13 protein-coding genes are annotated in these 13,186 nt (G+C 71.5%); 6 read left to right on the forward strand and 7 right to left on the reverse strand.

Going from position 1 to position 13,186, the window contains the following annotated elements; genetic code table 11:
• Positions 1-36 precede the first annotated feature (36 nt).
• Together ACFE86_RS08700 and ACFE86_RS08705 are read left to right on the forward strand one after the other, a co-directional pair.
• Positions 37-618: a YqaA family protein gene (locus ACFE86_RS08700; protein ID WP_375454930.1), complete on the forward strand. Its 582-nt coding sequence runs from the start codon at positions 37-39 to the stop codon at positions 616-618.
• Complete coding sequence (locus ACFE86_RS08705; protein ID WP_375454931.1) at positions 619-1,107, forward strand: disulfide bond formation protein B; 489 nt, start codon at positions 619-621, stop codon at positions 1,105-1,107.
• Between the two features lies 1 nt (position 1,108).
• On the opposite strand, the gene ACFE86_RS08710 is transcribed toward ACFE86_RS08705, so the two are convergent.
• From ACFE86_RS08710 to cpdR, 4 genes are all read right to left on the reverse strand, one after another.
• Positions 1,109-1,570 (reverse strand): DUF1178 family protein, encoded by a 462-nt coding sequence (locus ACFE86_RS08710; protein ID WP_375454932.1) that lies wholly within the window; start codon positions 1,568-1,570, stop codon positions 1,109-1,111.
• Between the two features lie 109 nt (positions 1,571-1,679).
• Positions 1,680-2,537: a carbon-nitrogen hydrolase family protein gene (locus tag ACFE86_RS08715; RefSeq protein ID WP_375454933.1), complete on the reverse strand. Its 858-nt coding sequence runs from the start codon at positions 2,535-2,537 to the stop codon at positions 1,680-1,682.
• A complete protein-coding gene (gene grxC / locus ACFE86_RS08720; RefSeq protein WP_375454934.1) occupies positions 2,530-2,799 on the reverse strand; it encodes a glutaredoxin 3 in 270 nt (89 codons plus the stop codon). Before grxC ends, ACFE86_RS08715 begins: the two co-directional genes overlap by 8 nt.
• Positions 2,800-2,884: 85 nt before the next feature.
• Positions 2,885-3,241 carry a cell cycle two-component system response regulator CpdR gene (gene cpdR / locus ACFE86_RS08725; protein WP_003603128.1) on the reverse strand — a complete coding sequence of 119 codons (357 nt, stop codon included), beginning with the start codon at positions 3,239-3,241 and terminating at the stop codon, positions 2,885-2,887.
• 204 nt (positions 3,242-3,445) lie between these two features.
• Between cpdR and ACFE86_RS08730 the strand changes: the two genes are divergently transcribed.
• Entirely contained in the window at positions 3,446-4,348 is a 903-nt protein-coding gene (locus ACFE86_RS08730; protein WP_375454935.1) for an N-formylglutamate amidohydrolase, read from the forward strand.
• A 227-nt stretch (positions 4,349-4,575) separates the two neighbouring features.
• Here the strand turns inward: ACFE86_RS08730 and ACFE86_RS08735 are convergent, their stop codons facing one another.
• Entirely contained in the window at positions 4,576-5,442 is an 867-nt protein-coding gene (locus ACFE86_RS08735; protein ID WP_375454936.1) for a UTP--glucose-1-phosphate uridylyltransferase, read from the reverse strand.
• 182 nt (positions 5,443-5,624) lie between these two features.
• Here ACFE86_RS08735 and galE point away from each other — a divergent pair, with 182 nt between their 5' ends.
• The 3 genes from galE (at position 5,625) to ACFE86_RS08750 (ending at position 9,356) form a co-directional block, all read left to right on the forward strand.
• Positions 5,625-6,617: a UDP-glucose 4-epimerase GalE gene (gene galE / locus ACFE86_RS08740; RefSeq protein ID WP_375454937.1), complete on the forward strand. Its 993-nt coding sequence runs from the start codon at positions 5,625-5,627 to the stop codon at positions 6,615-6,617.
• Between the two features lie 4 nt (positions 6,618-6,621).
• Positions 6,622-7,848, forward strand: a complete 1,227-nt coding sequence (locus ACFE86_RS08745; RefSeq protein WP_375454938.1) for a lytic murein transglycosylase — start codon at positions 6,622-6,624, stop codon at positions 7,846-7,848.
• A 119-nt stretch (positions 7,849-7,967) separates the two neighbouring features.
• Positions 7,968-9,356, forward strand: coding sequence for a DUF459 domain-containing protein (locus ACFE86_RS08750; protein WP_375454939.1), 1,389 nt, complete (start codon positions 7,968-7,970; stop codon positions 9,354-9,356).
• Between the two features lie 174 nt (positions 9,357-9,530).
• On the opposite strand, the gene ACFE86_RS08755 is transcribed toward ACFE86_RS08750, so the two are convergent.
• On the reverse strand, positions 9,531-11,771 hold the full coding sequence (locus ACFE86_RS08755; RefSeq protein ID WP_375454940.1) for a cyclic nucleotide-binding domain-containing protein: 2,241 nt from the start codon (positions 11,769-11,771) through the stop codon (positions 9,531-9,533).
• 96 nt (positions 11,772-11,867) lie between these two features.
• Positions 11,868-13,186: glutamate synthase subunit beta (locus ACFE86_RS08760; protein WP_375454941.1), on the reverse strand; the 1,319-nt coding region annotated here is incomplete at its 5' end.

Raw genomic sequence — 13,186 nt, forward strand, 5'->3', positions numbered from 1 at the left:
GCGCCGCCCTCCCTTCCCCGGACGCAGACAGCCCCGATGATCCGCCGCCTCTACGAGTGGATACTCGCGCTCTCGGGCAAGCCGTCGGCGCCCTACGTGCTCGGCGCGGTGGCTTTTGCCGAGAGCTCGTTCTTCCCGGTGCCGCCCGACGCGATGCTGGTGCCGATGGCGGTGAGCCGGCCCGACCGGGTCTGGCGCTACGCGCTGATCGCCACCGTGGCGTCCGTGCTCGGGGGGCTTGTCGGCTACGCCATCGGCGCGCTGCTGTTCGATTCGCTCGGGCAATGGCTCATCGCCCTCTACGGCCTGCAGAACTCGGCCTCGACCTTCCAGGATTCCTACGCGAAGTACGGGCACTGGGTGATCCTGCTGAAAGGTCTGACGCCGATCCCCTACAAGCTCGTGACCATCACCTCGGGCTTTGCCCATTACAGCCTGTTCTGGTTCACGATCCTCTCGATCGTCACCCGCGGGGCGCGGTTCTTCATCCTTGCCGGGCTGCTCGGGCGTTACGGCATCCAGATCCGCGGGGTGCTCGACCGGCACCTCAACGCCGTGGCGGCGATCTCGATCGGGATGATCGTGCTCGGCTTCGTCCTGTTCAAGGTGATCCTGTAGATGGATGACGCCGCCCTGCTGCGCCTGCGCCGCGCCGCACTCGCCGTGCTGATCGGCTCGGGTCTGACGGTCGGCGGCGCGCTCGTGCTCCAGTTCGGCTACGGCTACGTTCCGTGCAAGCTCTGCCTCGCCGAGCGGCTGCCCTACTACGCCGCCCTGCCCCTGAGCTTGGCCTCCCTGTTCCTGCCCGAGCGCCTCGCGCGCCTCGCGCTCGGGCTCGCCGCCGCCGGCCTCGTCTACGGCGCGGGGCTCGGCGCCTACCATGCGGGCGCGGAATGGGGCCTCTGGCCGGGCCCGACCGATTGCGGCGGCGGCAGCGGCGCCAACCCGGCGGAGGTCGGCGCCTTCCTCGACGCGCTCAAGGCGACCCGGGTGGTCGATTGCGGGACGGCGGCGCTGCGCGTGCTCGGGATCTCGCTCGCCGGCTGGAACGCGCTGATCGCCGTCCTCCTCGCGAGTCTGGCCGGCACGGCCGCGGCGAAGGGCTGAGTCAGTTGCGGTCGTCGGGCATCGGCGGCAGCGGCGCCACGTCGATGCCCTCGTCGATGAGCGCGCGGGCCTCTTCCGGGCTCGCCTGCCCGTAGATCGGGCGCTCCGCCGATTCGCCGTAATGGATCTTGCGCGCCTCCTCGGGGAAGCGTGCCCCGACAGGCTCGGCCGTCGCCTCCACCCGCGCGCGCACCGCGCGCAGCATCGCCCGCAGGCGGCGCTCCGGTTCGGCGATCATCGGAAGCGCGGCGAGGGCGGCGTCCGGGCCGGGCGCAGGGTCCGGCGCCCGTGCGCGGTCGGTGCGCGCGAGGCTCGGCGCCATCAGCCCCTTGGCGACCTTCGGCGAGTCGCAGACCGGACAGGTGACGAGGCCGCGGGCGGCCTGATCGTCGAACGAATCGGAGGAGGGAAACCAGCTCTCGAAGCCGTGCCCGGCCGCGCAGACCAGACTGTACCGGATCATGATCTCATACCTGTGGCCTTCGCCCGTTGCCAGCGACCATGATCGGCCGAAGGCGTCGGCGCTTGCCGACGGCCGATCGGGGCGGTGTCGAACGTAAGAGCCGTCGGTGCTATGGCCGCACGCCTCGGGCCGAGCCGATGCGCTCCACCGTGAAGGGCTTGGCGTGCTGAAGGGCGGGAATCCGCGCGCGCGCCTCGGCGACGGCCGAGAGGTCGATCTCGGCCAGGATCACGCCCGGCTCCGCGCCGCCGGCCTCGGCCAGCATCCGGCCCCACGGATCGACGATCAGCGAATGCCCGTAGGTCTCGCGCCCGTCCTCGTGGCGCCCGCCCTGCGCCGCCGAGATCATGAACGAGCCGGTCTCGATGGCGCGCGCCCGGTGCAGCACGTGCCAATGCGCCTCCCCGGTCTGCCGCGTGAAGCAGGCGGGCGCCGTCAGCACCGTCGCGCCCGCCTCGGCCAGCGCCCGGTAGAGCGCCGGGAAGCGGACATCGTAGCAGATCCCGAGCCCGATCTCGGCCCAGGGCGTCGGCGCCACGACGGCGCAGGCGCCGCCGGTATAGGTCGCCGATTCCCGCCAACGCTCGCCGCTCGGCAGGTCCACGTCGAACAGGTGAAGCTTGTCGTAGGCCGCGGTGATCGCGCCCTCGGCGTCGATCAGGAAGGCGCGGTTGGCGATCCTGTCGCCGGCGCGGATCGCCAGCGAGCCGATGTGCACCACCGTGCCGGTCGCGCGCGCCGTGTCGCGCAACGCCGCCAGCGTCTCGTCGGCGTCCTGCGTCCGCACCCGGTCGAACAGCCGCGCCCGGTCGCGCTCCACCAGCGCGGTCATCTCCGGCGTCTGGACGTAGTGCGCCCCGCGCGCAGCCGCCTCGCGCACCCCCGCCACCGCCGCGTCGCGGTTCGCGGCCGGGTCGCGGCCCGAGCGCATCTGCACGCAGGCGGCGACGAAGCGCGGCTCAGGCATCCGCGGAAGCCTTCAGCAGCGGGTCGAGCTTGCCCGCACGCTCCAGGGCGTAGAGGTCGTCGCAGCCGCCGACATGGGTCTCGCCGACGAAGATCTGCGGCACGCTGGTGCGCCCGCCCGCGCGCTCGACCATCGCCGCGCGCGCGCCCTGCGTCTTCTCGACGTCGACTTCGCGGAACGCGGCGCCCTTCTCCTTCAGCAGGCTCTTGGCCGCCGAGCAGTAGGGGCACCAGGCCGTGGTGTAGATCGTGACCGGCTGCATCGGAGTGCTCGCGTCCCGCGGATGACGCCGACCATATAGGGGCCGGCGCGTCCGATTGCCTATGGCCGGAACGTTGCGGCGCGCGTCAGGCGGCCAGCAGCTTCTCCACCTCGTTGACGAGGTCGCGCAGGTGGAACGGCTTGGACAGGACCTTGGCGTCCTTGGGGGCCTTCGAGTCCGGGTTCAGCGCCACGGCGGCGAAGCCCGTGATGAACATCACCTTGATGTCGGGATCGAGCTCGGTCGCGCGGCGGGCGAGTTCGATCCCGTCCATCTCCGGCATCACGATGTCGGTGAGCAGCAGTTCGAACGGCTCTTCGCGCAAGCGGTTGTAGGCCGAAAGGCCGTTGTCGAACGACAGCACGTCGTAGCCGGCGTTCTGCAGCGCCTTGGCCAGGAACCGGCGCATGTCGTTGTCGTCTTCCGCCAGCAGGATTTTCATCGGACGGTTCCGGACCCTCGGTTCATCACGTTCTTTTCATAAAGGGAGCGGGTGGTAAACAAGGCGTTAGGATCGCGCGTCCGGGCAGCGTGACGGGGCGCACCACCCGGGCGCTGCGCCGACCTTCCGGACGGTGGACAGCCCGGCCCCCGCGCCCCAGAGTAGGGCTCCCTCGTGCTCGCCCAACGGTGCGCCTTCCCGCCGATGACAACGCCCTCCCCGGACCAGACAGACGCCTTCGGCTTCGCGCCCGCCTTCGCGGTGGACGAGCCGGTGCGGCACACCCTGCCCTTCGTGTTCAACACCGGGCATTCCGGATCTGTCTATCCGGATGCCTTCCTCAAGGCGTCGCGCCTCGACGCCCTCTCGCTGCGCCGCTCCGAGGACGCCCATGTCGAGCGGCTGTTTGCCCCCGTGGTCGAGCTCGGCGCGCCGCTGCTGCGCTGCAACTTCCCGCGCGCCTACCTCGACGTGAACCGCGAGCCCTACGAACTCGATCCGCGGATGTTCGAGGGGCGGCTGCCGGCTTTTGCCAACACGCGCTCGATGCGAGTCGCGGGCGGGCTCGGCACCGTGCCGCGCGTCGTCGCCGACGGGCAGGAGATCTATGCCGGCCGCATGCCGGTGGAGGACGCGGTCGCGCGCATCGACGGCCTGTACAAGCCGTATCACCGGGCGCTGCGCGGCCTGATCCTGCGCACGGCGCGGGATTTCGGGCGCTGCATCCTGATCGACTGCCATTCGATGCCCTCGTCGAGCCTCGGGCGCGACGGCGACGCGCGGGCCGACTTCGTGCTCGGCGACCGTTTCGGCACCGCCTGCGAGCCGGGCCTGATCGACGCCTTCGAGGGCGCGTTCCGCGCCCGCGGCTTCAAGGTGGTGCGCAACAAGCCCTATGCCGGCGGCTACATCACCGAGCATTACGGCGAGCCGAACATCGGCCGGCACGCCCTCCAGGTCGAGATCAACCGCGCGCTCTACATGAACGAGGCCAGCCTCGCGATCACGCCGGGCTTCTTCGGTCTGGTCGAGGCCCTGCGCGCGGTGGTCGTCGCGGTCGCCGACGACCTCGGCTCGGAGACGCCGCTCGGCATCGCCGCGGAGTAGGCAGGGCGGCCCCGGGCGTACCCTCCGGACAAGAAATCCGGACAAGAAAAAAGGCCACTCCCGAGGGAGCGGCCCGAAGTCTAGGGAGGAAACGCCCAAGAAGGGCTGCCGGACCGCGACGCCATCGCGATCCCGCAATGCACAAAATAAAGTGCGCTGCACAGAACGCAAGGACTTTCGTCACGCACGTGGCGCATGCCCCGGCCGCGCCGAACGCAAGCTCGGCCTCAGTGCTCGGCAAGTAGCTTGGCGATCTCGGCCTTCAGCGGCCCGGCGAGATCCTTGCGGTCGAGCGCGTAGGCGATGTTGGCGGTGAGGAAGCCGAGCTTCGAGCCGGTGTCGTAGGTCCGGCCCTCGTAGCGCATGCCGAAGAAATCCTGGTCGGCCATCAGCCTGATCATCGCGTCGGTGAGCTGGATCTCGCCGCCGGCGCCGGTCTCGCCGTGCTCCAGGATCGCGAAGATCTCGGGCTGGAGGATGTAGCGGCCGGAGATGATGAAGTTCGAGGGCGCGGTGCCGGCTTTCGGCTTCTCCACCATGCCGGTGACCTCGAAGGTCTGGCCGAAGGTCTGCCCGACGCTGACGATGCCGTACTGGTGCGTCTCCTCCGGGGCGACCTCCTCGACGGCCACGACGTTGCCGCCGTGGCGCTCGTAGGCCGCGAGCATCTGCCCCATGCAGCCGCGGCTGAGCATGTCCGGCAGCAGCACGGCGAAGGGCTCGTCGCCGACGATCTCGCGGGCGCACCACACCGCGTGGCCGAGCCCCAGCGGCGCCTGCTGGCGGGTGAAGCTGGTCCGGCCGGCGACGGGCAGGTCGCGCTTGAGTTCGTCGTAGGCCGCCTGCTTGCCGCGCTCCCGCAGCATGTGATCGAGCTCGAACGCGATGTCGAAATGGTCCTCGATCACCGCCTTGCCGCGGCCGGTGACGAAGATGAAGTGCTCGATGCCGGCCTCGCGCGCCTCGTCGACCACGTGCTGCACCACCGGACGGTCGACCACCGTCAGCATCTCCTTCGGGACGGCCTTGGTGGCGGGCAGGAAGCGGGTGCCGAGGCCCGCGACGGGAAGGACGGCCTTGCGGATCGGTTTCATCGAGCGGGAACCCAGGAACGGCAGTTGAACGGAGCGGGCGTCGGACGGGTTTGGCCTTCCCGGCGACGATAGCACGGCGTGTCGATCGGCTAGGCGCCGATGAGGCGCACGATTAAGCATTGCCGGTTAAAAGCAAGCGCCGTCGCGGGCGGGCGCGCGGTTTCTTAATCCGGGGGGACGCGATGGCGGTTCTGGTGACGGGCGGCGCCGGCTACATCGGCAGCCACATGGTCCTGGCGCTGCAGGATGCCGGGCAGGAGGAGGTCGTCGTGCTCGACGACCTGTCGACCGGGTTCGACTGGGCACTGCCGCCGGAGGTGAGGCTCGTGCGCGGGGATGTGGCCGACCAGGGCCTCGTCACCGAGACGATCGTGCGGCACCGCATCGACGCGCTGGCGCATTTCGCCGCCCGCATCGTGGTGCCGGACTCGGTCAGCGACCCGCTGCACTACTACCTCGCCAACACGGTCAAGACCCGCGCGCTGATCGAGACCGCGGTGCGCACCGGCGTGAAGCACGTCATCTTCTCCTCCACCGCCGCCGTCTACGGCGAGCCCGAGACCGTGCCGGTGCCGGAGGACCTGCCCACCGCCCCGATCAACCCCTACGGCCGTTCGAAGCTGATGAGCGAGTGGATGATCCGCGACGCAGCCGCCGCCCACGGCTTCAGCTACGTGATCCTGCGCTACTTCAACGTCGCCGGCGCCGACCCGCGCGGGCGCACCGGGCAGTCGACGCTGAACGCCACGCACCTGATCAAGGTCGCGACGCAGGCGGCGCTCGGGCAGCGCAGCCATCTCGACGTGTTCGGCACCGACTATCCGACGCCGGACGGCTCGTGCCTGCGCGACTACATCCAGGTCTCCGACCTCGCCGAGGCGCACCGCATGGCGCTCGAACACCTGCGCGCGGGCGGCGAGAGCCTGACGCTCAATTGCGGCTACGGCACCGGCTACTCGGTGCTGGAGGTGATCGACACGGTCAGGCGCGTGTCGGGCCGCGACTTCGAGGTCCGGCTCTCGCCCCGCCGCCCCGGCGATCCGGCGCGGATCGTGGCCGAGGCGTCGCGCATCCGCGACCGCCTCGGCTGGCGCCCGAAGCACGACGACCTCGCAGCGATCGTGGCCCAGGCGCTCGCCTGGGAGGACGCGCTGGGCAAGCGCAACCGGCGCTGACGCGATGCGATCCGCCCGCATCGCCATCCTCGCAGGGTGCATCGGCTGTTGCGCGAGCACAGCGCTGGCCGAGCCCGCGCCGGGTCCCGCCGCCGTCCGTAAGAGCGCGCGCGGCGACGCGGCGGCGTTCGGTGCCTTCGTCGCGGCGCTTCGGCCCGACGCGCTGGCCAGGGGCATCTCGCCGAAGACCTTCGAGGCCGCCTTCCGCGGCGTCTCCGGCCCCGATCCCGCGGTGCTCGCGCGCATCAAGGGCCAGGGCGAGTTCGGGCGGCCGGTCTGGGAGTACCTCGTCGGCGCGGTCTCGCCCGGCCGGATCGCGCGCGGCCGCGCGCGCGGGGCGGCGCTTCGTGCGACGCTGGCGGTCATCGAAGCGCGCACCGGCGTGCCGGCCTCGATCGTCCTGGCCTTCTGGGGCGTCGAGTCGGATTTCGGCGCGAGCGGCGGCACCGTGCCGACGGTCCGGGCGCTGGCTACGCTCGCCGCCGCCCGCCACCGCGGCGACCTGTTTCGCGACGAGCTGCTCGCCGCGCTCGCCATCCTGGAGCGCGGCGACATCGCGCCGGAAGCCATGCGCGGAAGCTGGGCCGGCGCGATGGGGCAGGTGCAGTTCCTGCCCTCGACCTTCCTCGCGCACGCGGTCGATTTCGACGGCGACGGCCACCGCGACATCTGGACGAGCGAGGCCGACGCCCTCGCCTCCATCGCCGCCTACCTCAAGGATCTCGGCTGGAACCCGAACGTCGCGTGGGGTTACGCGGTGCGCCTGCCGGAGGCCTTCGACCTCGCCCGCCATGCCGGCGACCTGTCGGAGTTCTCGCGGCGCGGCGTGCGCCGCGTCGACGGCGGATCGCTGCCGGAAGCGGGCGCCGCCGCCCTGTTCCTGCCCGGTGGTGCGGGCGGTCCGGTGTTCCTGATCACCGACAACTTCGCGGTGATCCGCGCCTACAACACCTCGGATGCCTACGCGCTCGCCGTCGGCCACCTGGCCGACCGGCTCGCGGGCGGGCCGCCCCTCGCCGCGCCCTGGCCGAGCGGGGCCGCGCGCCTCGACAGGGCCGGCCTTCAGGCGCTCCAGCGCGGGCTCGCCTCGGAAGGGCTCTATTCCGGCGAGGCCGACGGCCGGGCCGGGCCGGTTCTGCGCGACGCGGTGCGCCGCTACCAGATCCGCGAAGGCCTCCCCGCCGACGGCTACGCGACGCCGGCGCTGCGCGACCGCCTCGCCCGCCCTTAGACGCACGGCCCCGGCTCCGCTATGCTCGGCGGCGGGCCGTCGGCCCGGACGGACGCGGAGGATTCATGGAGCGCGATGCGACGAACCGAGGCGACGCCCTCGCTCCGCGTCCCGGCCGGATGCGTCCGAAGCGTCGGCCCGCCCGCGGTTCCGCCTTGGCCCTGGCTCCGATCCTCGCCCTCGTCCTGTTCCCGGTGCCGCCGGCGCTCGCCCAATGGGGCGACGGCTACGACCAGCCGCGGGGCGACGGCTACGCCGCGCCGCCGCGCCGCCGCCCGCGCGACGCCGCCTATCGCGACGACGACGGCTACGCGCGGGCGCCGCGCCGCGCCGCGCCGCAGGACGCCCCGCGCCAGTTCTACTGGCCGTGGGAGGACCAGCCCCGGCAGGACGCCCCGCGCCAGGCCGAGCCGGTCTATCGCCAGCCGCGCGCGCGCGCGCCGTCCGGTGCCGAGGGCTACCGTCCGGTCCGGCGCCCGCAGACCCGCCCGGCCCCGGCGGTGGCCGCACCGCAGCCCGCGGCGCCGAAGACCGAACCGAGGGTGCAGGTCGCGGTGTTCGGCGATTCGCTGGCCGACCATCTCAGCCGCGGGCTCGGCGAGGTGTTCGAGGACAATTCCGACGTGGCGGTGATCGACCGCGCCAAAGGCGACAGCGGCCTCGTGCGCAAGGACGTGGTCGACTGGCCCAAGGCCGCCGAGGAGTACCTGAGAGCCAACCCGAAGGTCGGCTACGCGGTGGTGATGATCGGCGCCAACGACCGCCAGCCGATCCGCGAGGGCGACCAGAGCCTCGACCCGCTCTCCGACCGCTGGCGCGAGGTCTACCGGGGCCGGATCGACGCGCTGATCAAGGTCTTCGCCGACCGCAGGATCCCGCTGGTCTGGGTCGGCACGCCGCCGATGCGCAACGAGACCCTGACCCGCGACCTGACCGGCTTCAACGAGATGTTCCGCGATGCCGTCGCGAAGGCGGGCGGGACCTATGTCGACGTCTGGCCGGGCTTTGCCGACGAGCGCAACCGCTACGCCGTCGCCGGGCCGGACCTCGACGGCCAGACCGCCAAGCTTCGCACCGCGGACGGGGTGCACTTCACCCATGCCGGCGCGCGCAAGCTCGCGCATTTCGTCGATGTCGAGCTGAAGCGGCTGATGGGCGCGAGCCCCGTCGCGCCCGAGCAACCCGCCGCGGCGGTCTCGGCGGTTCCGATGCCGGCCCTCGACGGGGCGGCCCCGAAGCTCGACGACGTGGCGGCGATCGATCGGCAGATCACGGCGATGCTGCCGAGCCTGCCCGAGCCGCCCGGCGTACCGGCGCTCCCGGTCAAGCCGGTGGCCGGTCCGGTGGTCCCGCTCGGACGGGCAGAGCTTTCGCCCGGCGGCGTCCTCACCAGCGGCCGCCCGCGCGACGGCGACGCGACGGGCATCGTCGAGCGATCGCTCCTGCGCGGCGCCGCCCCGATGCCGCAGCCCGGCCGCGCCGACGACTTCCGCTGGCCGCCGGGCTGATCGCGGACGGCCCCAGGTCGTCGTCTCTTCGCGCGCCGTGAGGCGGACCAGGCCTCCGCTTGCCCGGAGCGCGAGAGCATTTTCCAGCGAGGTGGATATCGGCTCGCGTGAAGAAAATGCGACCACAAAAAGACTTAGAGCATTTTTCGTGATTCAAGAATCATGGAAAATGCTCTAGCGAAACGTCGCCTGGAGCAGCCGGTTCGTGTCCGCGACCTTGCTCGCCAGTTCGAGGATCAGGAACCGCTGGAGCAACAGGGCGAGGTCCGGACGCTCGTGCTCCATGCGGGTGAGGGCGTCCCGGCTGACGCCGACCACGACGCAGCCGGTCTCGGCGACGGCCGTCGCGGTACGCAACCCGCCCTGCATCATCGCAACCTCGCCGATCACCGTCCCCGCCATCGTGGTCCGCAGCCGCAGGTTCGGCCGGTTCTCGACCTCCAGCTCGATCGACACCACCCCGCTCTCGACGAAGTAGAGCGTGTCGGCCTCCCCGCCCTGCCGAAGCAGGGTCTCGCCGGCGTCGAGCGTCCGCGACGTCAGGTAGGGGGCGAGGTCGGCCTGCACGACCGTGCGGTGCAACCGCTGCCCCAACTGCTCGGCGAAGGTGGCATCGGCGCGGTCCGTCGCGAGGCCCACCTCGGCGAGCAGCACCGCCTCCGCGTGCAGGAGGGCGTGGTCGAGGGTCCCGAGAACCCGCATTCGCGATCGGGCGGCGAGGCCGCCGCGCGTGACCTGGCGAACGGCCGTTGGCGCGACATGGACGAGCAGGACGTCGAAGCCGTGCCGCTCGGCGAGCTGAGCGACCTTGCGGAAGGCGATCAGCGCCGAACTGTCCAGGCCGACGCATTCGCGGAAGTCCAGGACCAGGAAACGCAGATCCGGCTGCACCGCCACCGTCGCGGCGGCACGATGGTAGACCGCCTGCGCGTTGAGGAAGAACAGGTAGCCCTGGAGCGTGTAGATCAGGGTTCGTCGGCCCGCGCCCTGCAGCGCCTGCGTGGCGTCGGGCGCACGGATCACGCTGCTCGGACGCTCGATTCCGGACTGGGCCAATCGGATCGCCGGGATCTGCCCATACTGGACCGCGAAGATCAGGATCGCCAGCGCGATGCCGACGAGGAACCCTTGCGTCGCGCCGAACAGGACCGTGGCGGCGGCGACGATGAGCGCGATCACGGTCTCCCAGAGGGAGATCGAGCGGTAGGCGAGAGCCAGCGTCGCCATCAGGCCGAGGCCGATGGCGATGAGCGTGCCCCCGGCCAGGGGCCGCGGCAGCAGCGCCAGGGGCGCGGCGCCCAGCGCCAGCAGGGCCGCCATCACGACGATGGTCAGCGACCAACCCAGCCAGTTGCCGCCGCCGAGGTTGTGCAGCAGCAGGGTCGAAGTGCGTCCGAATCCCATCGCCGGGCTGCCGAACAGGCTGCCGATCAGGTTGGCGGCTCCCGAGGAAACGAACATCGAATCGATGTCGAGATCCCTCTGCATCTCCAGCTCGACGCTGAGGACGTAGAGGAGCTGGATGACGATCGCGACGACGACCTGGGTGGCGATCTGCGGAAGCAGGGACAGGAGAAGCGCGAGGTCGAGGCTGCCGAGCCCACGAGCCGCGGGCATCCGCAGCAGGGTGCCGCCCGGAAGCGGATCGAGCAGCCAGCCGTCGTGTTGCGCGGTCGCCGGATCGATGCCGAACCACGCCAGCATCGCATGGGTCGCCACGAAGGTGCCGAGAACGACGCCGGGATAGACCGTCCAGTGGGGCACGCGGCGCGGCAGGTAGAAGACGCAGGCGCCGATCGCCAGCGTGAGACCGAGCCGCGCGAGCATTCCGGGATCGTGCGGCCCGAACGGGTCGGCGACGCGTGCGCCGATCTGCGAGCCGCTCTTGAGGAACAGCATTCCCACGCCCCCGAGGAACCCGGTCAACACCGGGTAGGGCAGGAGTTGCGCCAGCAGCGAAGCGCGCGCGATCCCGAGCATCAGGAAGGCCGCGCCCGTCGCGAAGGTCGTGACGCCGCACACGAGCAGGACGATCCGGCCGATCAGGTCGGGATCGACGAGTCCCGCGGAGCGAAGGCGCTCGGCGACCGTCGCGGCGACCGCCGCCTGCACGATCGCCGCGCCACCGATGAAGGACAGCGTCACCGGCGCCGCGCGGCGTGTCGCGACGAAGATCAGGCTGCCGACGATGTAGGCCGACAGCATCGCGCCGAGCCCGGCGACGAGACTCGGCGCCAGGGGCCCGGCGAAGATGAGCTGCGAGAAGCTGGTGAGATCGAGCAGGAGCACGATCGTACAGATCGCCGCCGCCGCGACGGTTCGGACCGTCCACGCCGTCCGCGACATCGAAGCCGGGCCGCCCTGCATCGTCCCCCGCGTCCTCGCGGCATCGGGCGACGGGGTGGTGGCTGTCATCTCGGTTCGACCCGGGTCTCTGCTGCGTCTCGGGAACCTCGGATGCCGCGCCGACCCGCGCGTCCGCATCCCGCACCGACGGTCGAGGACGGTCGGTCAGCGCGGCAGGATCGAGGCGCCCATCAGCGTCTCGTCGATCGAGCGCGCCGCCTGACGGCCCTCGCGGATCGCCCAGACCACCAGCGACTGGCCGCGGCGCATGTCGCCGGCGGCCCAGATCTTCGGGTCGGAGGTGCGGTAATCCTCCTCGTTGGCCTCGACGTTGCCGCGCCGGCTCACGGTGATCCCGGACTGCTCCAGCAGGCCCTTCTGCATCGAGCCGGCAAAGCCGATCGCCATGAAGACGAGGTCGGCCGGCAGCACGAACTCGCTGCCCGGGATCGGCTGGCGCCGGGCGTCGACGCGGGCGCAGACCACGCCCGTCAGCCGGCCCTTCTTGCCCTCCAGCCGCAGCGTCGCCGCCTGGAACTCGCGCTCGGCGCCCTCCGCCTGGCTCGACGAGGTCCGCATCTTGGTCGGCCAGTACGGCCACACCGAGAGCTTGTCCTCGTGCTCCGGGGGCCGCGGGCGGATGTCGAGCTGCGTCACCGACAGTGCGCCCTGGCGGAAGGCGGTGCCGACGCAGTCCGAGGCCGTGTCGCCGCCGCCGATGACCACGACGTTCTTGGCCGTGGCCAGGATCGGCACCTCGCCGTTGCCGCGCATCGGCTCGGCGCCGACGCGGCGGTTCGACTGGATCAGGTAGGGCATCGCGTAGTGCACGCCCTCCAGCTCCTGGCCCGGCAGGTCCGGGTTGCGCGGGTCCTCGGCGCCGCCCGAGAACAGCACCGCATCGTACTCCGCCGTCAGTTCCGCCACCGGCTTCGTGACGCCGACGTTCTGGCCGTAGTGGAACACCACGCCCTCGGCCTCCATCTGCTTCACGCGCCGGTCGATGTGGCGCTTCTCCATCTTGAAGTCGGGAATGCCGTAGCGCAGCAGGCCGCCGGCCTTGGGCTCGCGCTCGTAGACGTGCACGGCGTGGCCGACGCGGGCGAGCTGCTGCGCCGCCGCCATGCCGGCCGGCCCCGAGCCGATCACCGCGACCTTCCTGCCGGTGCGGGTGACTGAGGGCTCGGGCCTGACCCAGCCCATGTTCCAGGCGCGGTCGGCGATCGCCTGCTCGATGGTCTTGATCGCCACCGGCTGGTTCTCGAGGTTGAGCGTGCACGCCTCCTCGCAGGGCGCGGGGCAGATGCGGCCGGTGAACTCGGGGAAGTTGTTGGTCGAGTGCAGGTTGCGCGCGGCCTCCTCCCAGTCGGACTGGTAGACGAGCTCGTTCCAGTCCGGGATCTGGTTGTGCACCGGGCACCCCGTGGGGCCGTGGCAGAACGGGATGCCGCAATCCATGCAGCGCGCCGCCTGCTTCTTCAGGT

The sequence above is a fragment of the uncultured Methylobacterium sp. genome, assembly GCF_964244095.1.
Classification (GTDB): Bacteria; Pseudomonadota; Alphaproteobacteria; order Rhizobiales; family Beijerinckiaceae; genus Methylobacterium.